The organism is Rhodoferax sp. GW821-FHT02C08, from assembly GCF_059421805.1.
In genome coordinates this window covers 176,913-199,713 of sequence record NZ_JBWKVR010000002.1, presented here as the reverse complement: position 1 = coordinate 199,713, position 22,801 = coordinate 176,913, and the positions used below count along the sequence as shown (strand labels likewise).

Sequence of the window (22,801 nt, the reverse complement as noted above, 5' to 3'; positions counted from 1 at the left end):
GGAATGAGCCTGTCGACCACCCGCATCTTGGCGGCCCGTGTGACCCCCATCGCGTTCCGTGACCCACCGCTGCTGAATGTGGCCGGTGTGCATGAACCCTGGGCACTGCGCAGCATCATCGAGCTTGAAACCGCCGATGGCCGCGTGGGCCTGGGCGAAAGCTATGGCAATCTGGAAACACTGGAGCACCTGGCAAAGATCGCGCCGCAGCTTGTGGGGCTGGACCCTTTTGATCTCAACGCCCTGACCCGCGTGGTCTACGGCCTGGTGGGCAACAACCCCGATACCGGCGCTACATTCGCACCCGAAGGCGACAAGGCGCGTGCCAGTGCACTGGCCGCATTTGAGGTGCCCTTCCTGGACCTGCAGGGCCAGATTCTGGACCGTCCCTTGTACCAGGTGCTGGGGGGAGCGGTTCGCCCCCACGTAGCCTATAGCGCCTATCTGTTTTACAAGTTTGCCCAGCACAAGGAAGACCCCGGTTACCCGACCGACGACTGGGGCGAGGCACTCACGCCAGCGCAGCTGGTGCAGCAAGCCCGCCGCATGATTGACAGCTACGGCTTTGGCTCCATCAAGCTCAAGGCGGGTGTGTTTCCACCCGAAGAAGAAATTGCCGGCCTGAAGGCCTTGCGGGCCGCTTTCCCGGGTTACCCCTTGCGGATCGACCCCAATGGAGGCTGGTCGGTGGAAACCACGCGCCGCATCATGCCCCTGCTGGCTGCCGAAGGCTTGCTGGAATACCTGGAAGACCCCGTCAGCACGCTGGAGGAAATGGGCGAAGTGGCCCAGTTCTCGCCCATGCCCCTGGCGACCAATATGGTGACCGTGGCTTTTGGCCACATCCCCAAAACGGTTCAGCTGGATGCTGTGCAGGTGATCTTGTCCGACCACCACTACTGGGGCGGCCTGCGGGCCACCCAGCACTTGGCGACCCTCTGCCGCACTTTCGGCATCGGCATTTCCATGCACTCGAATTCGCATATGGGCATCAGCTTGGCCGCCATGACCCATGTCGGCGTCACGCTGCCCAACCTCAGCTATGCCTGCGATACCCACTACCCCTGGCAGGAAGACGAAGTGATTGCAGGTGGCAAGCTGTCTATCCGCAACGGCGTGCTGGCACCTCCGCCAGGCCCCGGCTTGGGCGTCACCCTGGACCGCCAGGCGCTGGCCCGACTGCACCAGAACTACCTGGACTGCGGCATCCGCAAGCGCGACGATGCGAAAGAAATGCGCAAGCACCAACCCGACTTCAACCCCCAGTGCCCCCGGTTCTAGCCTAACCGTCCCGCATGTAGTAGCCGGCTAACACCCAGCACGTGCGCCGCAGGCCAACAATGAACTCCCAACCACCCTTGAGGAGACGAATATGGCGGCAAAAAAAATTCTGATGCTGTGCGGCGACTACTGCGAAGACTACGAGACCATGGTGCCGTTCCAAGCGCTGCTGGCGGTGGGTCACACAGTGCATGCGGTGTGCCCGGACAAGAAGGCCGGCGACTCGATCAAGACGGCGATCCACGATTTTGAAGGCGCGCAGACCTATAGCGAAAAACCCGGCCACAACTTCACCCTGAACGCTACCTTTGCCGGCCTGGATGTGGCCAGCTACGACGCGCTGGTGATCCCCGGCGGCCGCGGCCCCGAGTACCTGCGCACCTACCCGGCGGTGGTTTCGGCGGTCAAGCATTTCTTTGAGGCCAACAAGCCGGTGGCGGCCGTCTGCCATGGTGCTCAGCTGCTGGCCGGCGCCGGCGTGCTGAAAGGCCGTACCTGCTCGGCCTACCCGGCCTGCCGCGCCGAAGTGGAGATCGCCGGTGGTACCTATGCCGAGATCGCCATCGATGCAGCGGTGACCGAGGGCAATCTGGTGTCGGCCCCGGCCTGGCCCGCGCACCCGGCCTGGATCGCCCAGTTCCTGGCCCTGCTGGGCACGCGTGTCAGTTTGTGACCAGGCATTGACGCTGGGTATGCAGCCTCCGATGATGTGGGGCTGCATCCAGGGAATCCACCATGTGCCAAGTCTTCATCAGCGCCGACCCCACCCTCTACGACAGCCGCGCCCGCTCGGTGCGCCTGCACGGTGTGGCCACCAGCATCAAGCTGGAAAACCTGTTCTGGCAGGTGCTGGATGAAATCGCCCAGCGGGACGGCATGGGCGTGCCGCAGTTGTGCGCCAAGCTGTACGACGAACTGGTGGCGCAGCGCGGCGAGGTGGACAACTTCGCCTCGTTCCTGCGCGTCAGCTGCGGCCGCTACCTGGCGCTGCAGCTGTCGGGTGGGATTCCGCAGGACACCTCGATCTCCATCCGCAGCCTGAACGCGCCGCAGGTGCTGGCGACCGAGGGCCACCGCAGCCTGCTGGCGCGTGCCGCCTGAGGGCCGCTATGCAAAAGATAGCTGCTGGCGCAGGTCGTACCTGCGCTGGAGGCGGATTTCTTATAAATCCCTCAGGGCTACTGGATTGCCCAGCCCAGGCGTTTGAGGTGGATCTTGGTCCAGCCGTCGTCTAACCGGCCGTTCTTGATCTCGCAGGCGGCGGGCTTGCTGGTGTAGCCGCCCAGGGTGTTTTTTGCAAACAGCTCCATGGACAGCACGGTGCCGTCTTTCTGCAAATTGCGGTAGTACGGGCTGCCAGGGTCTTTGAGCAGTGGCTTCAGATATTCCAGGCACATATCGCCCTCTGGCTCCAGGCCCGGCTTGGCCGTAGCGACCGGCGCGGGCAGCGCGGATGGGTCCGGGGTGAGGGTGGGTGACGCGTCTTTTTCCATCGACAGCAGGGCCGGGTCCAGCGTGACTGTGCGTGGCGCGCGCGGCAGCGTGGGGATGGACTGGGATTGCAGGCTGTCCGGGCACGTGGTCTGCTGGTAGGTGATCCTGCCCTTGGCGTCCTGGCATTTGACGACGGCCCAGCTGGGGCCGCACAGGGCGGCCAGCAGCAGGGCGATCCACGCGGATTTCATGGCGTTTCGCTCAGTTCAGCATCATGCTGAGGCGGCGGCGGTAGGTGGATACCAACTGGGCCTGCGGGTCTTGCTCGGTGACGGATTTGCCGGAGATTTCGATGCCGCCGGCGCTCTTGGTGCCGGCATCGGCGCTGGCCTTGGGCTTGGGCGGGGTCAGCAGTTCCAGGATGGCGACGAAGAGCTTGCGCGGGGCTTCATCGTTCCATTTCTTGTCGCGCATGATGATTTCCAGCAGCTCGTCCATGGCGGCGGTCCAGTCGCCCAGGGCCATCAGGATTTGGGACTTGGCGAAGCGGGCGTCAAAGTCGCGTTTGTTGGTGCTGATTTGGGCATCAAAACCGGCTATGCCGCTGGCCTGTGCTTCGTCACTAGCTGCGAAATTGAGAGCGCCAATCCATTGCGACAGGGCTTCGAAGCGCAGCTGCAGCGGGATGTATTTGAGAGTGGGCTGCAGTGCGGCCTCGGCTTCTTCGAGGTTGCCGGTTTCGACCAGTAGGCGCACATAGTCATAGCGGGCGTCGTCGTTGGCCGGGTTCAGCGCCAGGGCTTCGTGCAGCTTGTGCAGGGCGGCGTCGGTGTCGCCGGATTCCAGCAGGGCCTGGGCTTGCTCGGCTTCCGTGGGTTCGGCGTCCAGCGGCTCGCCTTCGGGCACATGCTTGTTCAGGAATTCCTTGATCTGGCCTTCGGGAATCGCACCCTGGAAGCCGTCTACCGGCTGGCCGTTGATCAGCAGGATGCAGGTGGGGATGCTGCGGATGCCAAAGGCGGCGGCCAGCTGCTGCTCTTGGTCGGAGTCGATCTTGACCAGCTTGAAGCGGCCGCCGTATTCGGCCTCGACCTTTTCCAGCAGCGGGCCTATGACCTTGCAGGGGCCGCACCAGGGGGCCCAAAAGTCCACCAGCACCGGGGTGGACATGGAGGCGGCAATGACCTCGGTTTCAAAGTTTTCGACGGTGACGTTGATCATGGTGGGGTCTCTGGGGGCAAAAAGTAAAATCGAGGTTTTGGCGCCCATCGTGGGCGCTCTTAGAACAAAGCCCTATGACTTCCATTCAAATTGGTGTGGTGATGGGTTCCAGCTCCGACTGGGACACCATGCAGCACGCGGTGCAGATTCTCCAACAGTTTGGCATCAGCTTCGAGGCCAAGGTGGTTTCCGCCCACCGCATGCCCGATGATATGTTCGCCTACGCCGAAGCCGCCGCCGGCCGGGGCATGAAAGCCATCATCGCCGGCGCTGGTGGCGCCGCCCACCTGCCCGGCATGCTGGCCGCCAAGACCACGGTGCCGGTGCTGGGTGTGCCGGTGGCCAGCCGCCATCTGCAGGGCGTGGATTCGCTGCACAGCATCGTGCAGATGCCTAAGGGCATTCCCGTGGCCACCTTTGCCATCGGCACGGCCGGTGCGGCCAACGCGGCGCTGTTCGCCGTGGCCCTGCTGGCCAACGAGAGCCCGGCGCTGCGCACGCAGCTGGAGGCCTTCCGTGCCGCCCAGACCGAAGTGGCGCGCAATATGACCCTGCCACCCGCGCCCCACGCCCTATGAGCCAGGTCCTACTACCCGGTGCCACGCTGGGCGTGATGGGCGGCGGCCAGCTGGGCCGCATGTTCATCCACGCGGCTCAGCGCATGGGCTATTTCACCGCCGTGTTGGACCCCGATGCCCACAGCCCCGCTGGCCGTGTGAGCCACCACCACATTGCCACCGACTACATGGACGCCCCCGGCCTGGGCCAGTTGGCCGAGACCTGCGACGCCATCACCACCGAGTTCGAGAACGTGCCGGCGCCGGCCCTGGCCCGTCTGGCGGTGTACACCACGGTGTCGCCCGCGGCCGCGTCCGTCGCCATCGCCCAGGACCGTGCGCAGGAGAAAGCCCACTTTGTGGCCTGCGGCGTGCCTTGCGCACCCTATGCGGTGATTGAAACTGCGGCCCAGCTGGCCGCCGTGACCGACGAGCTGCTGCCCGGCATCCTGAAAACCGCCCGCATGGGCTACGACGGCAAGGGCCAGGTGCGCGTTTCCAGCTACGCCGAGCTGGCCCAGGCCTGGCTGGACCTGAAGGGCGTGCCCTGCGTGCTAGAGAAGATGCTGCCGCTGGCCGCAGAGTGCTCGGTCATCGTGGCGCGCGGCGCCGATGGCCAGATAGTCAACTTGCCAGTGCAGCGCAACCTGCACCGCGACGGGATTCTGGCCGTCACCGAAGTTTATGAAGAAAACATGCCTGCAGCGCAAGCAGAACAAGCGCTGGAAGCTGCGAAATCCATAGCAAACGGCCTGAACTATGTGGGCGTGCTGTGCGTGGAGTTCTTCGTGCTGGACGACGGCAGCCTGGTGGTCAACGAGATCGCGCCGCGCCCGCATAACAGCGGCCACGCCAGCATGGACTGCTGCGATGTGTCGCAGTTCGAGCTGCAGGTGCGCACCCTGGCTGGCCTGCCCCTGGTGCAGCCGCGCCAGCACAGCCCGGCGCTGATGCTGAATCTGCTGGGCGACCTGTGGTTTGTGCGCTCTGAAAAAGCCGCCACGCCCCCCTGGGCTGAAATTTTGGCCCTGCCCGGTGCGCATCTGCACCTGTACGGCAAGACCGCCGCCAAGCGCGGCCGCAAGATGGGCCACTTGACCATCACCGGCGCTTCGGTGGAAGCAGTGCGTGCCACCGCCTTGCAGGCAGCGGCGCTGCTGGGCATAGAAGCGTTTTGACCATGCTTTTGGACGGACGCGACCCGACCGCCATCCAGCAAGCTGCACAGACGCTGGCCGATGGCGAATTGCTGGGCCTGCCCACCGAGACGGTGTACGGGCTGGCGGCCGATGCGTCGAACGACGCTGCGGTGGCCAAGATATTCGCCGCCAAGGGCCGACCTAGCGACCACCCGCTGATCGTGCACATCGCGCCTGACGGCCCTGGCGTGGCGCATTTCGCCAGCCAGGTGCCAGCATTCGCCCAGCAGCTGATGGATGCGTTCTGGCCCGGCCCGCTGACCCTGATCCTGCCGCGCCGCGAAGGCGTGGGTGCGGCAGCAGCGGGCGGGCAGGATTCGATCGGCCTGCGCTGCCCCTCGCACCCGGTGGCACAAGCGGTGTTCCGTGCCGCAGCGGCCCTGGGCGTGGCTGGCGTGGCGGCGCCCAGCGCCAACAAGTTTGGCCGCGTGAGCCCGACCACGGCGGCCCATGTGCAGTCCGAGTTTGAAGACGGCCTGCTGGTGCTGGACGGCGGGCCCTGCGCCATGGGGATTGAGTCCACCATCGTGGACTGCACCCGTGGCGTGCCGGTGCTGCTGCGCCCTGGCAGCATCAGCCGTGACCAGATTGAGCAGGCCTGCGGCCAGCCGCTGCGCTCCAAGGAAGACCTGGCAGCGCCCGATCCGCGTGCGTCGGGTACGCTGGAGGCGCATTACGCACCCAGCGCCAAGGTGCGGCTGATGGACACCAAGGTGCTGCAGACCGCGCTGGACCTGCTGGGCCAGGTGCAGGACGGCGTGCCCGGCTCGATCGGTGTGTATGCGCGCAGCGCGTTGCACAACCATTCGCGCCAGGCTCTGCTGCGTTCTATGCCGGACGATGCGGCGGCGGCGGCACAAGAGCTGTTTGCCGCGCTGCGCAATTTCGATGCACAAGGTGTGCGGCTGATCTGGATAGAAACCCCGCCAGATACCCCGGAATGGGAAGGCGTGCGCGACCGTTTACAGCGTGCCGCAGCGGCTTGACCTGTCTTTACGCTCCGTTACCCGTGCCTCGTTAAACTACCCGATTGATTTTTGGAGTCCTCATGGCTATTTCTAGTTTGCGCCGGGCCTTTGTGTGGCTGGCATGTGCCTCAGCAACGCTGCTGACCGCCTGCGGTTCCAGCACGGTGGAGTCGCAACTCACGCCGTCGCGCATCATCGGCTTTGGCGATGCGTTCAATGTGGTCAAGTCTGGTGCCAGCTATACGGTGAATGACTCGGCTATCAATACCTGGTTGACGCAATTCGCCTCCAGCTATGGCAAGACTTTGGATACCTCTTTGGTGTACGCGCAAGGCAATGCCCGCATCAGTGCCACACCCGACGCGGCCGGCAGTAGCAGTACCTTGACCGTGGCGCAGCAGGTAGACAGCTTCTTGGCCGCCAATTCCCTGGGTTCGGAGGATGTGGTGGTGATCAACGGCGGTATCAGCGACTTGGTGGTCGAAATGGCGGCCGTCACTGCGGGTACGGAGACCTCTGACACGATGCTGGCCAACGCCAAGCAATACGGTAAAGACTTGGGCGCGCAAGTGCGACGCCTGGTGAATGCCGGCGGCAAGCACGTGGTGGTGGTTGGCCCTTACAACCTGGGTGTCAGCCCCTGGGCGACGGCGATCGGTCAGAACGACTTGCTGAAGAGCGCTAGCAGTGCCTTTAATGAGGCCATGCTGGTGTCCATCGTGGACCTGGGTGAAACAGTGCTATACGTGGACGCGGCCTATTACTTCAACCTGGTGCAGGCCACGCCCTCGTCGTACGGGCTGTCCAATAGCACCGACTTGGCGTGTACCTCTACGGATTCGGGTGCTGGCATTGGCACCGGCACGGGCCAGGTCAATTCATCCCTGTGCACCACCTCCACGATTGCTGCGATCACGGCCAATTCGGCGGGCACGACCTACGATCTGTATATGTTCGCTGACCGCCTGTACGTCACCCCGACCGTGCAGCGTCTGTTCGGTGTGTATGCCTATGGCAAGGTGCACGCACGCTGGTAAGCTTGCAGATAATCCAGACGTAAAAAAGCCGACCCTAGGGTCGGCTTTTTGTTGGGCTCAGCTATTTAAAACTTGTAGCCGACGGCGACCGCGACGGTCACCGGGTTCAGCGTCACGTCGATGGTCTGGCCGGTAGACAGCGTGCCGCGGGTCTTCACGAAGGTCTTGGCAATCATGCCGTCGATGAACCAGCGTTCATTCAAGGTCACCGTGCCACCCACCTGCACTGTCAGTCCCAGCTTGGATTCCAGCGACAGGGTCGTGGGGTTGCTGGACGAACCACCCGTGATGGCGGTCAGCACAGCCGTGCCCTTTTCCTTGTAGAACTTGGCATAGGTGGGGCCGCCGCCGATGTAAGGTCGGAACTGGGCGTTGGGTTCACCAAAGCGGTACTGGCCAAACAAAGACATGGGCAGCGCCTTGGTCTCACCGATCTTGCCGGCACCGGAGATGGCGCCTGCGCCATACAGATTGTGTGTGAATGGTGTCGCCAGAGGCAGATCCACGGCCCAGTGGTCGTCCACCATGTAGGTGATGCCGGCGCCTAGCTGCGTGTTGCCATTGGAGTCGATCTTGGTATGGGGCAGGCTGGAGGCCGACAGATCACCGCTATCCACGGCCGGCGTAATGTTGGTAATACCGGCGCGCACCATCCAGGTACCTGCGGTTTGGGCTTGGGCTGCGCCAGCCAGCAGCAGCAAGGCTGCTGCTAGGCAGGTGGTTTGGAATTTCATGGGGTTGTCCTTCTATCTTGACGGGTTACAGCCAGCCAGCGGCGGCCAATTTCAGGGCGACGAAGCGGTTCAGCAGCTTGTAGCCCGCGGGTGTGGGGTGCACGTCGTCGGCAAACTGGTAGGTGCTGACGTCTACGCCTGAAGTCAGGTTGCTGGAATTGCACACCAAGGAGGAGCCGGCCAATATGTTGCCGGTGGCAGAGCAGGTGGGGGTGGTGACATTGGTCAGACCGTACTGCGTTGGGTTGGCGTATTGGTCCATACCTTGGGTGTAAGCATCTGCCAGCACCACGCTGCTGGGCAGGGCGGCCTTGAGGGCGCTGTTGTAGGTGGTGACCATGGTGCCCAGCAGAGTTTGGCCCGAAGCGGTCAGGCTTTGGCCTCTGGGTGTTTGCACAATGTTGGGCACATTCACTACCACCACGTATTTGGCGCCCTTGCCCACCACCGAGGTTGTGATGTAGCCGGCCAATTCTGCTGCGGCAGTGGCCATGCCGGTGACGGCTTCGGTCGGTGCGGCCGAGGCGACAGCGGCGGCGGTGCCGCTCTGGATGGTCGCTTGCATGGTGGTGGACCAGCCCGCGGCAATCGCGGCGCCCAGGGCGGCCGTACGGGTGGTCGTGTTGTCGGTAGTGAGCAGCGTGGTGGCGGCCGAGACAGCGTTCAGGTGCATGAAGGCGTCATTCGCACCAGCTAGCACGGTGACCAGCTCGGTGCCCGAGAACTGGGTGACGCGCGACAAATGGTTGGCGATCTGGGTCTTGACTGGTACGGCTAGCAGGCCCACCGTGGAGAGGCCCAGGCTTTGCAGGCCGACGCTGCTGGGGGCAAAGGTGGACGTTACCCGGGCACTGCCTTGTGCGTAGTTGGTGCAGCTGGTGTGTTCAGTGACGGCGACCGAAACAATGCCCGCTGTGACAAAAGCGGAGCTCGGCAATATGCCGGTTTCTGCTGCGCAAGGTGCGCTCAGGTTGAGTTGGCCAGCCAGGAATTCGGTCCAGTTCCGCGACGCGGTGGACGTGTTGTCGTTGACGGTCCACTTGCCACCGCCTACGGCCGCAATGGTGCCTACTTTGTACGTACCCACATCGCTCAGGCTGTCGCCGAAGGACACCAAGGACGTGAAGGTAACTTTGGTGCTGGTTTCACTGCCGCCGCCGCCGCAAGCGGACAAGAGCAGGGCCGCAGTCACGGCGGCGAGTTTTGTGGGATTCCAATGCATTGGGGGGCTCCTGTAGTAAAAAAGAACGGTCGTTCGTTTGTGCTGGATGTTACGCGGGTCGCTTAAAACTTCCCAAAGGGTTAGTACGGATAAATCGGGTATCCATATGTGATTTATTCCTCTTTCACTGCCCATTCGACCAGCGCATCCAGTGCCGGCCGAGCGGCGGCCACGTTGGCGTGGTTGACGATGCCCACCACCACATAGCGCCGCCCGCTGCGTCCGGTGGCATAGCCGGCTACCGAAGCGACGCCGTCCAGCGTGCCGGTTTTCAGCTGGGCGCGGCCCATGGCTTCAGGGGCCAGGCCGCGCTCGCGCATGCGCAGCGTGGTGCCGTCCACCCCGGCGATGGACAAGGATTGGGCAAACACCGCTCCATTCGGATGGCTGGCTGCGCGGCGCAGCAGCTGGCCTAGGGCGCGGGCGCTGGTGCGCTCTTCGCGGCTCAGGCCGGAGCCGTTCTCCAGTGTGGGCGCGGGCACCTCACGGCCGATGGCGCGCGGCCACCAGGCGGCGATGACCGCGCGGGAAGCTGCAAAACTGCCGGGCTGGTCGTCGTGCGCGCCCAGGGTCAGAAAGACCTGTTGCGCCATCACGTTGTTGCTGAACTTGTTGACGTCGGCGATCAGCTCGCCTAGCGGTTGAGACGGTGCGTCCATCAGCCACTCGGCGGTGGGCGGCGTGCGGCCGTCGCGCACCATGCCGTCCAGCGTGCCGCCGGCACCCAGGTACAGGGCCTGCAGCACCCGGCGCGCAAAGCTGGCCGGGTCGCTGTAGGCCACGGGCCAGCTGCGTTCGCCGCAGCGCACCGGGTAGCTACCCAGAAAGCGCACCTGGTTGGGGTCGGAAAAGTCGGCCTGCAGACTGCCGCGCCAGTCGCCGCAGACCTGGCTGTCCAGCGGCACCTGCGCGTCTATGCTCACGCCGGCCATCGGGGGCTCGCTGCGCACCTGCGCCGTGCGGCTGCCGGGCTCGGGCGTAAAGCTCAGGATCAGCGACTTGAAGTTGACCAGCAGTCCGTCCGGCGTGGCGTTGTAGGGGCTGAGGGCCTGGCCGTCAAAGGCCGCCGGGTCGCGCGCCACCGGCTCGAAGAAGCTGTGGTCCAGCACGATGTCGCCGCGTACCTTCTGTACGCCGCGCGCCTGCAGGGCCTGGAACATGGCGGTGATGCGTTCCAGCACCAGCTTGGGGTCGCCACCCCCCCGGATGTAGAGGTTGCCGTACAGCACGCCGTCGCGCACCGGGCCATCGGCGTAGAAGCGGGTCTTCCAGGTGTAGTCGGGCCCCAGCAGGTCCAGTGCGGCAAAGGTGGTGACCAGCTTCATCACCGAAGCCGGGTTGACGGATACCTCGGCCCGGTGGCTCAGGCGCGGCCGGGCATTGCCGTCGGCAGCCTGTACCAGCAGGCTGACGGCATCGGGCGGTACCTTGGCGCGCGCTAGGGCTGTGGCGATGTCGGGTGGCAGGCGCTGCGCCTGGCTGGGCAAGGCCAGTAACAACGTGCTGTAAGCCAGGGCCGCCAGCGCCGCTTTAATAGGAGTGAAAATAGCCATGGTTCCGATCTGCAGATATTTATCAAAATAGCTATAGAAATAGTAGCAGCTTGCGCAGGATAATCCTGCGCCGCACACCTATTTCTTGTGTAACTTATTGCCCATGCCGCTTCTTGCCTTTGACACCAGCACCGACACCCTTTCCATCGCCGTGGGCGATGGTGCTCAGGTGTGGTTGCACAGCGGTGCGGGCGGCGCCCAGGCATCGACCACGCTGATCCCGGCCATCCTGGCGTTGCTGGCCCAGGCCGGGCTGCGGCTGGACCAGCTCGATGCGATCGCTTTTGGTAGCGGCCCGGGCTCGTTCACCGGTCTGCGTACCGCCTGTTCGGTGGCGCAGGGCCTGGCTTTTGGCGCCGGCAAGCCGGTGCTGCCCATCGACACGCTGATGGCTGTGGCCGAAGAGGCCCGCGTGCAGCACGGCGTGGAGCAGGTGCAGGCCCTGTTGGACGCGCGCATGGACGAGATCTACACCGGCTTCTATGCCTATGCGCAAGGCCGCTGGCAGCAACGCGCCGACTTCCAGCTGCTGCGACCAGAAGCCGTGGTGCAGGAGGAGGGCTGGGCCCTGGCCGGCAATGCGCTGGCGGTCTATGTCGACCGCATTCCTGCCGCTACCGCCTCCAGTGGCCTGCGCTGTGCGGCCCTGCCCACGGCCAGCGCCATGCTGCGCCTGGCCCCAGTGCTGCTGGCCGCCGGCCAGGCCGTGGCCGCCGACCGGGCCCTGCCACGCTATATCCGCGACAAAGTGGCCCAGACCACCGACGAGCGCATGGCCGCCAAGGCGGCGGCCGGGGCGTTGCTGTCATGAGCGCCCAACTGCAAGTGCCACAAGCACCGGAGCCGACCGAGGTCAGCTTCGAGCCTTTGACCGAGCTGTGGCTGGACGAGATCGTGCGCATAGAGCAGACCGCCTATGCCCACCCCTGGTCGCTTACCAACTTCAAGGACACGTTGGCCGCCGGCTATGAATGCCAAATTTTGCTGGCCGGGCGCACCGTCCTGGGTTACTTCGTGGCCATGAAAGGGGTGGATGAGGTGCATCTGTTGAACATCACCGTTGCCCCCCCTTACCTGCGCCAGGGCTGGTCGCACCTGATGCTGGACGCGCTGGCCCTGTGGTCGCGCGGCCAGGGTGCGCAGTGGCTGTGGCTGGAGGCACGCGTCAGCAATCTGCGGGCGCTGCATGTGTACACCCAGTTCGGCTTCAGCCGCGTTGGCCTACGCAAGGACTACTACCCCAACGGGCCGGGCCAGCGCGAGCACGCGGTGGTGATGAGTCTGCCGCTATGAGCCTGGACCTGGACGCCCGCCAGCGCGCCATGCTGGCCGAAATGCAGGTGCCGGTCTGGTGGCCGGCCGCAGAAGTGCCCGTTGCCGCAGCACCGGCGCGGGCAGCGCCGCCTGTAGCGGTGGCCGCCCCCGCGCCGGAGGCACCGGCACCCACCCGCAGTGGCATGCACAGCCTGGCCGAGGCCATGCAGAATGCTCCTGAATTAATAGCTGCCCGCGCAGGTTTTACCAGCGCTGGAGCCGGAAAAGACTCAGAATCTTCTGGCGCCGATCTGGGTGATGCTGACATGGCGGCCCTGCGTGCGGCCTGGAGCGCATGCCAGGCCAGCCGCGCGCTGGGGGCTGCGGCCGGCGCGTCGCCAGACTGGCTGGTGCTGGGCGAAGCGCTGGCCATCAGCGACGACTCTGCCAGCGCGCCGTTTGTGGGCGATGCCGGCGTGCTGCTGGACAATATGCTGCGTGCGGTGGGCATCCGCGCCCAGACGCCACTGCGCTCGGCCCAGCTGACCAGCGTGGTGAAAATGCGCCCTGCGGAGCAGCCTGATGCCGACCCCCTGGCCTTCAATGCGCCTTACCTGGAGCGCCATGTGCGCCTGCTGCAGCCCCGGTTGATCCTGGCCCTGGGCCCGTTCGCAGCCCAGCTGCTGCTGCGCGACGCCACGCCTTTGGGGCAGCTGCGCGGCCGGGTGCACCGTTACCAAGGGGTGCCGGTGGTGGTGTCTTACGCTCCGGCCACCTTGTTGCGCAATCCCGCTGAAAAGGCCAAGGCCTGGGCCGACCTGTGCCTGGCGATGTCGGCTTCAGCGTAAATACGTTCTAACGTCGGCCCGTAAAATCGGAGCATGACCTTTCTAGACATGCTCCAAAACGCTGGGCAGCGCAATGCCTCCATGCTCTGCGTGGGGCTCGACCCCGATCCGGCCCGCTTTCCGGGCGCATGGCGTGGCGACGCCAGCAAGATTGCCGACTTTTGCAACCGCATCGTGGACGCCACGGCCGACCTGGCCATCGCCTTCAAGCCGCAGATCGCCTACTTTGCCGCGCACCGCGCCGAAGACCAGCTGGAACGTGTGGTGGCCCATATCCGCCGTGTTGCGCCGCATGTGCCCATCATCCTGGACGCCAAGCGCGGCGACATTGGCTCCACTGCCGAGCAGTACGCCGTTGAAGCCTTCGAGCGCTACCAGGCCGACGCCGTCACCCTGTCGCCTTTCATGGGCTTTGACTCGGTGCAGCCCTATTTGAAATACCCCGGCAAGGGCGCTTTCCTGCTGTGCCGCACCTCCAACCCCGGTGGTGACGACCTGCAAAACCAGCGCCTGGCCAGTGTGCCCGGCCAGCCCTTGTTGTACGAGCACATCGCCCAATTGGCCCAAGGCCCGTGGAACTTGAACGGCCAGCTCGGCTTGGTGGTGGGAGCGACCTACCCGGCGGAAGTCGCCCGTGTGCGCGCCTTGGCACCTACTGTGCCGCTGCTGGTGCCCGGCGTGGGTGCACAGGGCGGCGATGCCCATGCCACGGTGCGAGCCGGCTGGACCGCCAACGGCCCGCTCATCGTCAACTCTTCGCGTGCCGTGCTGTATGCATCGTCCGGCGGCGACTTCGCCGATGCCGCACGCAGTGCCGCGCAACAGACCCGCGACCAGTTGCAGGCAGCACGGGTACTATAAAAAGAATAGCTTCTTGCGCAGATAACGCCTGCGCTAGAGCCGTTTTTGTTCCAAGCTCAGGGTGTGGCTTGGAAGCTGATGTCGTTGGCCAACATGAACCACAGGATCAGGGTGGGGATGACCACAGGCAGCGACAGTGCGCAAAACATCAGCGTGGTCATGGCGAACGCGGCAATGTCATTCCACCACTGCAGCAGTAGTACGCGCAGGTCTACTTCCCAAAATCGTTCCGGCGGTCTGTTTGGCATAGGGGGCCTCTTCTTTTGCGAAGTGTAGTGCGCTGCCGGCAATTTTTCAGCGGTTTGTGCTGAGCTGTTTTTAAGTGGTGAGCACCATGCACGGCATCAGCGAATCCTCCCGCAAGATCAGCGAAATCATCGGTGTCATCGACAGCATCGCTTTTCAGACCAATCTCCTGGCGTTGAATGCGGTGGTCGAAGCAGCGCGCGTGGGCGAGCAAGGTACGGCACTGGTCGATAAGGCCGGTGCCACCAGGACCGAGGTGGTGGGCGAAATCAGTGCCGCGAACAACGAGCAAAGTGCCGGCGTGTCTCAAATCGGCGAAGCCGTTCCCCAGATGGACAATGCCACCCAGCAGCATCAAGGGCCAGGCGGACGAACTGGTGCCCGCCGTGTCTGTTTTCAAGTTGGGGCAAGGCGTGACACAGCGTGTGCTGTCATCGGTGGCAGCCCATGTACGGCTGGCTTTTTCTGCCCGCCATTGACTCCGAAAAGACGGCTGCCAAGCCTGGTTTATCCAGGCCGCGAAGCTTCAGGAAAACCCTTCCTCAATATGGAGGATGCTGCCGTGGGCTCACGCTTTACAGCGTTTGCGTAGCGGGCGCATGCTTTGAAAATTCCATGTAACAGGCATCGTGGTCGTTGGGAAATATTGAAAGGACATTTGATGAGCTTCAACAATATGACGGTCAAAAACCAGCTGTCCTGGGCGTTTGGATTGTTGGTCGCCCTGGTGCTGGTGGTGGCTGCCGTAGGGCTCAGTTCACTTGATAGCGCCCACGACAAATTCACGCACTACAACAACGATGTGGTGACGCAAAACAAGTTGGTGGACCAGCTCCGGGCCGCCATCAGCGCCCGGGCGATCGCGGCGCGCAACCTGGTGCTGGCAAGCACCCCGGAAGACAAGGACCTGGAATACAAGGAAGTGGTCAAGTCGCACCAAGCCACCCAGGAATTCATGGCCAAGCTCAATGACGCCATCCGGAGCAACCCAAGCCCAGATCCTGACGATGTCCGCATGGTGGCCGAAATGACCCGTATTGAAGGTTTGTACGGACCCGTGGCTTTGAAAATCACCCAGTTGGCGGTAGACGGAAAGACCGAAGAGGCGATTGCCATGATCAACAAGGAATGCCGCCCGCTGCTAGTGGCTTTGGTGAAAGCCAGCCAGGGCGGCAGCACAGGAGGCCTGGACGAAGGCAGCGGCTATACCCGTGCACGCACCTTGCTTTTGCTGGCCGGTGCCTTGGCGATTGCGGCCGCCCTGAGCATGGGCTTTTTCATTACCCGCAGCCTGGTCCGCGCACTGGGTGGTGAGCCCGGTGTTGCCGCCAACTTGGCCCGCGCTGTGGCGCAGGGTGATTTGACCGTGCCCATCCATCTCAGGGATGGCGATAGCACGAGCCTGATGGCCCAGTTGCAGCGCATGCAGCAAAGCTTGGCCAGTGTTGTCAGCACGGTACGCCAGGGCTCCGATGGGGTGGCGACCGCCAGCGCCGAAATATCCCAGGGCAACCATGATCTGAGCGACCGCACCGAGCGGCAGGCCAGCGCCTTGCAGCAAACCGCGGCCTCCATGGACGAGCTGGGCTCCACCGTACGGCAAAACGCCGATAACGCGCAGCAGGCCAATCAGCTGGCTTTGAGCGCGAGCAAGGTGGCCATGCAAGGTGGCGACGTGGTGGCCGAGGTGGTGAGCACCATGAAGGGCATCAACGAAAGCTCCCGCAAGATCAGTGACATCATCGGCGTCATTGATGGTATTGCCTTCCAGACCAATATCCTGGCGCTGAACGCTGCCGTGGAAGCCGCCCGGGCAGGCGAACAAGGCCGGGGCTTCGCGGTGGTTGCTGGCGAGGTGCGCAGCCTGGCCGGGCGCAGCGCCGACGCGGCCAAGGAAATCAAGCAACTGATTTCTACCAGCGTGGAGCGCGTGGAGCAGGGCACGGCGTTGGTCGACAAGGCCGGTATCACCATGACCGAGGTGGTGAGTTCCATCCGCCGCGTGACCGACATCGTGGGCGAAATCAGCGCCGCCAGCAGCGAACAGAGCCAGGGAGTCTCTCAGGTGGGAGAGGCGGTGTCACAGATGGATCACACGACCCAGCAGAACGCCGCGCTGGTGGAGCAGATGGCAGCGGCAGCCAACAGCATGCGGACCCAGGCCGAAGAGCTGGTGTCGGCAGTTTCGGTCTTCAAGCTGGGGCATGGCGTGCACGGGCGACCTGCAGCAGTGTCTGCACCTGCCGAGAGGGTTATGGAAGGCGCCAGGCCGCTACGTATCGCCTGAGGCCTACGGTAAAGTGTTTCAAAATGTCATAAGGCGCTTGTGATTGTCGGATTTGCCCTTACCAATCTGATAACCTTTATTCGTACAACCTACTTGAAAGAACCGCCATGGCTAAAACCAGCATCGAATCCCAAGAGCAACTGGTCAGTGATATCAAGTCGGTCATCTCAGACGCTGAAGACATGCTCAGCGCGACTGCCGACCAGACCGGTGAGAAGCTCGCCAGCCTGCGTGCCCGGGTCAAGGCCCGCCTGAGCGACGCCCGTGAACGCCTGATCGACGCTGAAGCGGCTTTGCGCCACAACACCAAGGTAGCGGCCCGTGCCGCCGACGACTACGTGCATGAGTCCCCCTGGACGGCCGTGGGCGTGGCCGCTGGTGTAGGCCTGCTGGTTGGTCTCATCATTGGCCGCCGCTGAATCCCGGCCCGCTGCGGGCCTGGATTTCCATGCGTAACGTGTTCGGCGGCGGGCTGTACGCCGCTTTGAAAGGTATTCCGGTCACCTTGCTGACCGTAGTACGAACGCGTCTGCAGCTATTCGGCAACGAGCTGCAGACCGCCAAACTCCATGTATTGCGTGAGCTCAGTCTGGTGCTGGCCATGGTGGCCTTTGCGGGTCTGGGCATCGTGTTGGCCGTGGTGTTGGTACTGAGTTTGCTGTGGGACCAACGGGTGATCGTGCTGTCTTGCTTGTCCGTGTTGTTTGTGGGGCTGGCGGTCGCTTGTTATGCCATGCTGCGTCGCTCTACCGTGGTGTCCGACAATATGTTTGCAGCCAGCCTGGCCGAACTGCAGGAAGACCTGCGCCAACTCAAAGCCGAAGCGGGCCATGGGCAAGACCCACACTGAGCTGGCTTACGAGCGCGGGCGCTTGCTGGAACGCATCCAGTACCAGCGCAGCTTGCTCGCGCGCGAGTGTGCTCCGCTGCAGCGCGTGGCCCAAAAGGGTGATCACCTGGCGGGGTTGGCGGCCGAGTTGTTGTCTTTTGCGCGGCAGAACCCATTGACCCTGGGGGCCGTCGCTGCCGTCGTGCTGGTGTTCAAGCCGCGCATGGCTTGGCGTTGGGCCAAACGCGGTTTCGCCATCTGGCGTGGCTGGCGTGTGGTGCAACAGTGGCAGCCCGGCACTTTGCTGCAGCTGCTGCGCCGCTTCATCTAATCTACTTTTGCTATTAAATAAATAGCTGCCAGCGCAGGTGTTACTTGCGCTGGGGGCATTTTTTATCTATAAGATGCGCGCCAGGTACTTGCCGGTATGGCTGGCGGGATTGGCAGCTATCTGCTCCGGCGTGCCCACGCCCACCACGGTGCCGCCACCGGCGCCGCCTTCGGGCCCCATGTCGATCAGCCAGTCGGCAGTCTTGATCACGTCCAGGTTGTGCTCGATCACCACGATGGTGTTGCCCGCGCTGCGCAGTTGGTGCAGCACTTTCAGCAGCAGGGCGATATCGGCAAAGTGCAGGCCGGTCGTCGGTTCGTCCAGGATGTACAGCGTGCGGCCGGTATCGCGCTTGCTGAGTTCCAGCGCCAGCTTGACGCGCTGGGCCTCGCCGCCCGACAAGGTAGTGGCCGACTGGCCCAGCTTGATATAGCTTAGACCCACGTCCAGCAGGGTGTGCAGTTTGCGGGCGATGGTGGGCACGGCCTTCAGGAATTCGTACGCAGCCTCGACCGTCAGCTCCAGGATCTGCGCAATGTTTTTGCCCTTGTACTGCACCTCCAAGGTCTCCCGGTTGTAACGCTGGCCTTTGCACACGTCGCAGGGCACGTACACATCGGGCAGAAAGTGCATCTCCACCTTCACCATGCCGTCGCCCTGGCAGGCTTCGCAGCGGCCGCCGGCTACGTTGAAGCTGAAGCGGCCTGCGCCGTAGCCGCGTTCACGCGCCATGGGCACTTCGGCCATCAGCTCGCGGATGGGCGTGAACAGGCCGGTATAGGTGGCTGGATTCGAGCGTGGCGTGCGGCCAATCGGCGACTGGTCCACGTTGATGACCTTGTCGAACTGTTCGATGCCAATGATTTCCTCATGCTCGGCGGGCTCGTTGTGCGCGCGGTATAGCTGGCGCGCCACGGCGGTGTAGAGCGTGTCGTTGACCAGGGTGGATTTGCCCGAGCCCGACACACCGGTCACGCAGGTCAGCAGCCCCACGGGGAAGTCCACGTTGACGCCCTTGAGGTTGTGGCCCTTGGCGCCCACGATGGACAGCCAGCCCTCGCCCGGGGCGGGCTGCTTCTGGGTGTGGCGCTCGGTAGGGACCTCGATCTTCAGCGTGCCTGCCAGGTACTGGCCGGTCAGCGAATCCGGGTTTGCCTTGACTTCGTCAAACGTGCCCTGGGCCATGATGCGGCCGCCGTGGATGCCGGCGCCGGGGCCCAGGTCGATCACATGGTCGGCGGCGCGCATCATGTCTTCGTCGTGCTCGACCACCAGCACGCTGTTGCCGATGTCGCGCAGGTGCTGCAGCGTGGCAATCAGGCGGTCGTTGTCGCGCTGGTGCAGGCCGATGCTGGGCTCGTCCAGTACGTACATCACGCCTGTCAGGCCTGAGCCGATTTGCGAGGCCAGGCGGATACGTTGCGATTCGCCGCCGCTCAGGGTTTCGGCGCTGCGGTCCAGGCTCAGGTAGTTCAGGCCTACGTCGTTCAGGAACTTCAGGCGCAGGCCGATTTCGCGCACGATCTTGCCGGCAATCTCGCCCTTGGCGCCGCCCATGGTCAGCTGGTTGAAGTACTCGAAGCTTTCGCGCAGCGTGGTGTGGCTGATCTCAAATATCGCGCGTGCTTGCGTGCCTTCACCCACTTTGACGTGGCGCGCTTCGCGGCGCAGGCGCGAGCCATTGCAGCCGGCGCAGGGTTGGCTGGTGCGGTAGCGGGCCAGGTCTTCGCGCACCAGGTTGGAGTCGGTCTCGCGGTAGCGCCGCTGCATATTCGGGATGATGCCTTCGAACGGGTGCTTCTTGCTGACCTTCTTGCCTTGGGACGCGCCCGAGTCCATCACATAGCTGAACTTGATTTCCTCTTCACCCGAGCCATACAGCAGGGCCTGTTGTACGGGTGTAGGCAGTGATTCAAAAGCCGCCTCGATGTCAAATTGGTAGTGCTTGGCCAGGCTTTCCAGCATGGCGAAGTAATAGCCGTTACGCCGGTCCCAGCCCTTGATGGCGCCACTGGCCAGGCTCAGCGACGGGAAGGCCACGACCCGTGTCGGGTCGAATAGCTCCTGCATGCCCAGCCCGTCACAGGTGGGGCAAGCGCCGACGGGTGAGTTGAACGAGAACAGGCGCGGCTCCAGCTCGGCGATGGAGTAGTTGCACACCGGGCAGGCGAACTTGGCGTTGAACAGGTGTTCCTGGCCAGACGCCATCTCCACCACGATGGCCTTGCCCTCGGCCAGGCGCAGCGAGGCTTCAAAGCTTTCGGCTAGACGCTGGCGCTGCGCGGCCACGGCCTGGGGCTCGCTGTCCCCATGCACTTTGACGCGGTCGATCACCACGTCGATGTTGTGCTTCTCGGTCTTTTTCAGCTTGGGCAGCTGGTCGAACTCGAAGGTTTCCCCATCCACCCGGAAGCGCACATAGCCTTGGGCCTGCATTTCGGTGAATACGTCGGCGTATTCGCCCTTGCGCTCGCGGGCGATGGGGGCGACCACCATCAGGCGGGTGTCTACCGGTAGGGCCAGCACGGCATCGACCATCTGGCTGACCGTCTGGGCCTGTAGCGGCAGGTCGTGGTCGGGGCAGTAGGGCGTACCGACGCGGGCGAATAGCAGGCGCAGGTAGTCGTGGATCTCGGTCACCGTACCCACGGTGGAGCGCGGGTTGTGGCTGGTGGCTTTTTGCTCGATGGAGATGGCCGGGCTCAGGCCTTCGATCAGGTCCACATCCGGCTTGTCCATCAGCTGCAGGAACTGGCGGGCGTAGGTGCTCAGGCTCTCCACATAGCGGCGCTGGCCTTCGGCGTACAGGGTGTCAAAGGCCAGGCTGGACTTGCCCGAGCCGCTCAGGCCGGTGATCACCACCAGCTGGTTGCGGGGGATGTCCAGGTCGATGTTCTTCAGGTTGTGCGTGCGGGCACCACGGATGCTGATGCGTTGCAGCTGCAAGGCATTGCGCAAATAAGTGCCTTCAGACGAGACTTCGGGGTGAGCTGGGTTCAAAGTGGGCCGGCCTTGGGAGAGATCAGTTGCAGGCCAGGGCTTGCGCCCATGGAGCCTGAGAGCGAGAGTAAACCCGCCATGATAGTGAAGATCAGAGAGAATCGCACACTTCGTGCTTGCTCTTGTCCATGGTGTCTTGCGTGTCCCAGCCTTCTGCTTCCATTTCTCCTTCTGTTTCAACGTCTGCTGCGTCTGCCGCCATGACACCGCTGGAGCGGCGTGCCAGTGTGTCGCTGGCATGCATTTTTGGCTTGCGCATGCTGGGTCTGTTTCTGGTGCTGCCGGTATTTGCCTTGGAAGCCGCCAAGTTCCCCGGTGGCGATGACCCTGCCCGGGTGGGCATGGCCATGGGGATTTACGGGCTGACCCAGGGTTTGCTGCAGCTGCCGTTTGGCATGGCGTCGGACCGCTTTGGCCGCAAGCGTGTGATCGTGTTGGGGCTGTTGCTGTTTGCCGCCGGTAGTTTTGTCGCCGCCTGGGCCGATAGCCTGACTGCGTTGACGCTGGGCCGAGCTCTGCAGGGTGCGGGGGCTATCTCGGCCGCCGTAACCGCCTTGCTGGCCGACCAGACCCGTGACGTGGTGCGCACCAAGGCCATGGCCTTGGTCGGCGGCAGTATTGCGTTGGTGTTTGCGCTGTCTTTGGTGCTGGCGCCGGCGCTAGATGCGGTGATTGGCTTGGGTGGGCTATTTGTCTTGACGGGTTGCCTGGCCCTGATCGGCACAGCGGTGGTGTTGTGGGTCGTGCCGCCAGAGCCTTTGCAGCATGCATTGCAGCCGCGCGGCAGATTGTCTGAAGTGTTATCGCATGCGGGCTTGCTGCGCTTGGATGCGGGGGTATTCATCTTGCATGCGGTGCAGCTGGCCATGTGGATGGCGGTGCCGGCTTTGCTGGTGCAGGCCGGGCTGGGCAAGGTGCACCATTGGTGGGTATATCTGCCAGCGGTGCTGGGCTCGTTCGTGGTCATGGGGGGCGGGCTGTTTCCCCTGGAACGGCGTGGTTATCTGCGGGCCGTGTTTTTGCTGGCGATTGGCCTGATTGCGTTGGTACAGCTTGGCTTGCTGTGGGCGGCTCAGGCGCCGCAGGTCAGCAGCCTGGCGACTTTATTGTTTCTGTTTTTCTGTGGTTTCAATGTGCTGGAGGCCAGCCAACCCAGCCTGGCGTCACGTTTGGCGCCGGCCCATGTGCGTGGTACGGCATTGGGGGTGTACAACACGTTGCAATCTCTCGGTTTTTTTGTCGGAGGACTGGCGGGCGGGGCCTTGCTCAAGCACGCCGGGCCCCAGGGCTTGTTTGCGGTTTGCTGCGTGGCTATGCTGGTCTGGTTGCTGCTTGCCTGGCCTATGCAGGCTCCTGGCAAAGCATAATCTACCCCCTTAGAGGAAATCACCATGGCATCCGTCAACAAAGTCATCATCGTCGGCAATTTGGGTCGAGACCCCGAAGTGCGCACCTTCCCCAGTGGCGACCGGGTCGCCAACGTCACCATTGCCACTACCGAAACCTGGAAAGACAAGCAAACCGGCGAACGCCGCGAGGCTACCGAATGGCACCGTGTGGTGTTCCGTGGCGGTTTGGCCGGCATCGTGGAGCAATATCTGCGCAAGGGTTCGCAGGTGTATGTCGAAGGCTCCATCCGCAGCCGCAAGTACAACGACGCCTCCGGTATGGAGAAGTCAATCACTGAAATCATCGCCAACGAAATGACCATGCTGGGCAGTCGCCAGGGCATGGGTGGCCCCCAAGGTGGTGGCAATGATGGCGGCTATGACGACGGTGGCTACGACAACAGCCCGCCGCCAGCTCCGGCCCGTCGCCCAATGGCACCCGCCGCCCGACCTGCCATGGCTCCTCCGTCACGTCCACCCGCGCCAGCACCCGCTGCGCGCTCTTCGAGCGGATTCGATGACATGGACGACGATATCCCGTTCTAACCAGT

Annotated in this window: 25 protein-coding genes and 1 pseudogene; 18 read left to right on the top strand and 8 right to left on the bottom strand. The window is 63.6% G+C overall.

What is annotated here, in order from left to right; all coding sequences use genetic code 11:
- The first annotated feature begins 3 nt into the window (after nt 1-3).
- The 3 genes from AC07VY_RS03165 to AC07VY_RS03155 all read left to right on the top strand — a co-directional run bounded on the left by AC07VY_RS03165 (nt 4) and on the right by AC07VY_RS03155 (nt 2,382).
- Entirely contained in the window at nt 4-1,281 is a 1,278-nt protein-coding gene (locus AC07VY_RS03165) for a glucarate dehydratase family protein (protein ID WP_495096260.1), read from the top strand.
- A 91-nt stretch (nt 1,282-1,372) separates the two neighbouring features.
- Nucleotides 1,373-1,954: a DJ-1/PfpI family protein gene (locus AC07VY_RS03160; protein WP_495096259.1), complete on the top strand. Its 582-nt coding sequence runs from the start codon at nt 1,373-1,375 to the stop codon at nt 1,952-1,954.
- Between the two features lie 62 nt (nt 1,955-2,016).
- On the top strand, nt 2,017-2,382 hold the full coding sequence (locus AC07VY_RS03155; RefSeq protein ID WP_495096258.1) for a ribbon-helix-helix domain-containing protein: 366 nt from the start codon (nt 2,017-2,019) through the stop codon (nt 2,380-2,382).
- 77 nt (nt 2,383-2,459) lie between these two features.
- Here AC07VY_RS03155 and AC07VY_RS03150 read toward each other — a convergent pair whose 3' ends face one another.
- On the bottom strand, nt 2,460-2,966 hold the full coding sequence (locus AC07VY_RS03150) for a hypothetical protein (protein WP_495096257.1): 507 nt from the start codon (nt 2,964-2,966) through the stop codon (nt 2,460-2,462).
- Nucleotides 2,967-2,976: 10 nt separating this feature from the next.
- Complete coding sequence (gene trxA, locus AC07VY_RS03145) at nt 2,977-3,936, bottom strand: thioredoxin (protein ID WP_495096256.1); 960 nt, start codon at nt 3,934-3,936, stop codon at nt 2,977-2,979.
- Nucleotides 3,937-4,010: 74 nt separating this feature from the next.
- Here trxA and purE point away from each other — a divergent pair, with 74 nt between their 5' ends.
- From purE to AC07VY_RS03125, 4 genes are all read left to right on the top strand, one after another.
- The gene (gene purE, locus AC07VY_RS03140; protein ID WP_495075685.1) at nt 4,011-4,514 is read left to right on the top strand and encodes a 5-(carboxyamino)imidazole ribonucleotide mutase; all 504 of its coding nucleotides are present in this window, start codon (nt 4,011-4,013) and stop codon (nt 4,512-4,514) included.
- A complete protein-coding gene (locus AC07VY_RS03135; protein WP_495096255.1) occupies nt 4,511-5,671 on the top strand; it encodes a 5-(carboxyamino)imidazole ribonucleotide synthase in 1,161 nt (386 codons plus the stop codon). The genes purE and AC07VY_RS03135 overlap by 4 nt, the downstream gene beginning before the upstream one ends.
- A 2-nt stretch (nt 5,672-5,673) precedes the next feature.
- A complete protein-coding gene (locus tag AC07VY_RS03130) occupies nt 5,674-6,678 on the top strand; it encodes an L-threonylcarbamoyladenylate synthase (RefSeq protein ID WP_495096254.1) in 1,005 nt (334 codons plus the stop codon).
- Nucleotides 6,679-6,740: 62 nt separating this feature from the next.
- Nucleotides 6,741-7,697 carry an SGNH/GDSL hydrolase family protein gene (locus AC07VY_RS03125; protein WP_495075688.1) on the top strand — a complete coding sequence of 319 codons (957 nt, stop codon included), beginning with the start codon at nt 6,741-6,743 and terminating at the stop codon, nt 7,695-7,697.
- 65 nt (nt 7,698-7,762) lie between these two features.
- On the opposite strand, the gene AC07VY_RS03120 is transcribed toward AC07VY_RS03125, so the two are convergent.
- From AC07VY_RS03120 to dacB, 3 genes are all read right to left on the bottom strand, one after another.
- Nucleotides 7,763-8,431, bottom strand: coding sequence for an OmpW/AlkL family protein (locus AC07VY_RS03120; RefSeq protein ID WP_495096253.1), 669 nt, complete (start codon nt 8,429-8,431; stop codon nt 7,763-7,765).
- A 25-nt stretch (nt 8,432-8,456) separates the two neighbouring features.
- Entirely contained in the window at nt 8,457-9,653 is a 1,197-nt protein-coding gene (locus AC07VY_RS03115; protein ID WP_495096252.1) for an SGNH/GDSL hydrolase family protein, read from the bottom strand.
- A gap of 113 nt (nt 9,654-9,766) precedes the next feature.
- Entirely contained in the window at nt 9,767-11,206 is a 1,440-nt protein-coding gene (dacB, locus tag AC07VY_RS03110; RefSeq protein ID WP_495096251.1) for a D-alanyl-D-alanine carboxypeptidase/D-alanyl-D-alanine endopeptidase, read from the bottom strand.
- Nucleotides 11,207-11,309: 103 nt separating this feature from the next.
- On the opposite strand from dacB, the gene tsaB reads away from it, so the two are divergent.
- Genes tsaB through pyrF form a run of 4 tightly spaced genes read left to right on the top strand, consistent with a single transcriptional unit; the run spans nt 11,310 to nt 14,169 of the window.
- Nucleotides 11,310-12,017: a tRNA (adenosine(37)-N6)-threonylcarbamoyltransferase complex dimerization subunit type 1 TsaB gene (gene tsaB, locus AC07VY_RS03105; protein ID WP_495096250.1), complete on the top strand. Its 708-nt coding sequence runs from the start codon at nt 11,310-11,312 to the stop codon at nt 12,015-12,017.
- Nucleotides 12,014-12,499 carry a ribosomal protein S18-alanine N-acetyltransferase gene (gene rimI, locus AC07VY_RS03100; RefSeq protein ID WP_495096249.1) on the top strand — a complete coding sequence of 162 codons (486 nt, stop codon included), beginning with the start codon at nt 12,014-12,016 and terminating at the stop codon, nt 12,497-12,499. The genes tsaB and rimI overlap by 4 nt, the downstream gene beginning before the upstream one ends.
- Nucleotides 12,496-13,308, top strand: a complete 813-nt coding sequence (locus tag AC07VY_RS03095; RefSeq protein WP_495096248.1) for a uracil-DNA glycosylase — start codon at nt 12,496-12,498, stop codon at nt 13,306-13,308. Before rimI ends, AC07VY_RS03095 begins: the two co-directional genes overlap by 4 nt.
- A 33-nt stretch (nt 13,309-13,341) precedes the next feature.
- The gene (gene pyrF / locus AC07VY_RS03090) at nt 13,342-14,169 is read left to right on the top strand and encodes an orotidine-5'-phosphate decarboxylase (protein ID WP_495096247.1); all 828 of its coding nucleotides are present in this window, start codon (nt 13,342-13,344) and stop codon (nt 14,167-14,169) included.
- Between the two features lie 56 nt (nt 14,170-14,225).
- Here pyrF and AC07VY_RS03085 read toward each other — a convergent pair whose 3' ends face one another.
- The gene (locus AC07VY_RS03085) at nt 14,226-14,417 is read right to left on the bottom strand and encodes a hypothetical protein (RefSeq protein ID WP_495075696.1); all 192 of its coding nucleotides are present in this window, start codon (nt 14,415-14,417) and stop codon (nt 14,226-14,228) included.
- A 74-nt stretch (nt 14,418-14,491) separates the two neighbouring features.
- Between AC07VY_RS03085 and AC07VY_RS03080 the strand changes: the two are divergent.
- The 5 genes and pseudogenes from AC07VY_RS03080 to AC07VY_RS03060 form a co-directional block, all read left to right on the top strand.
- Nucleotides 14,492-14,894: pseudogene (locus AC07VY_RS03080) on the top strand (methyl-accepting chemotaxis protein); the annotation flags it as partial.
- A gap of 182 nt (nt 14,895-15,076) precedes the next feature.
- A complete protein-coding gene (locus AC07VY_RS03075) occupies nt 15,077-16,702 on the top strand; it encodes a methyl-accepting chemotaxis protein (RefSeq protein WP_495096246.1) in 1,626 nt (541 codons plus the stop codon).
- A gap of 107 nt (nt 16,703-16,809) precedes the next feature.
- On the top strand, nt 16,810-17,121 hold the full coding sequence (locus tag AC07VY_RS03070) for an ElaB/YgaM/YqjD family protein (protein ID WP_490591984.1): 312 nt from the start codon (nt 16,810-16,812) through the stop codon (nt 17,119-17,121).
- A 29-nt stretch (nt 17,122-17,150) separates the two neighbouring features.
- Nucleotides 17,151-17,552, top strand: a complete 402-nt coding sequence (locus AC07VY_RS03065; RefSeq protein ID WP_495075698.1) for a phage holin family protein — start codon at nt 17,151-17,153, stop codon at nt 17,550-17,552.
- Nucleotides 17,533-17,862, top strand: a complete 330-nt coding sequence (locus AC07VY_RS03060) for a YqjK family protein (RefSeq protein ID WP_495096245.1) — start codon at nt 17,533-17,535, stop codon at nt 17,860-17,862. Before AC07VY_RS03065 ends, AC07VY_RS03060 begins: the two co-directional genes overlap by 20 nt.
- Before the next feature lie 66 nt (nt 17,863-17,928).
- Here AC07VY_RS03060 and uvrA read toward each other — a convergent pair whose 3' ends face one another.
- On the bottom strand, nt 17,929-20,862 hold the full coding sequence (gene uvrA / locus AC07VY_RS03055) for an excinuclease ABC subunit UvrA (protein WP_495096244.1): 2,934 nt from the start codon (nt 20,860-20,862) through the stop codon (nt 17,929-17,931).
- A 91-nt stretch (nt 20,863-20,953) separates the two neighbouring features.
- Nucleotides 20,954-21,121, bottom strand: coding sequence for a hypothetical protein (locus AC07VY_RS03050; protein ID WP_495096418.1), 168 nt, complete (start codon nt 21,119-21,121; stop codon nt 20,954-20,956).
- Here AC07VY_RS03050 and AC07VY_RS03045 point away from each other — a divergent pair.
- Nucleotides 21,063-22,229, top strand: a complete 1,167-nt coding sequence (locus AC07VY_RS03045; protein ID WP_495075701.1) for an MFS transporter — start codon at nt 21,063-21,065, stop codon at nt 22,227-22,229. The genes AC07VY_RS03050 and AC07VY_RS03045 overlap by 59 nt on opposite strands.
- Nucleotides 22,230-22,253: 24 nt before the next feature.
- Nucleotides 22,254-22,796: a single-stranded DNA-binding protein gene (ssb, locus tag AC07VY_RS03040; protein WP_495075702.1), complete on the top strand. Its 543-nt coding sequence runs from the start codon at nt 22,254-22,256 to the stop codon at nt 22,794-22,796.
- The last annotated feature ends 5 nt before the right edge of the window (nt 22,797-22,801 follow it).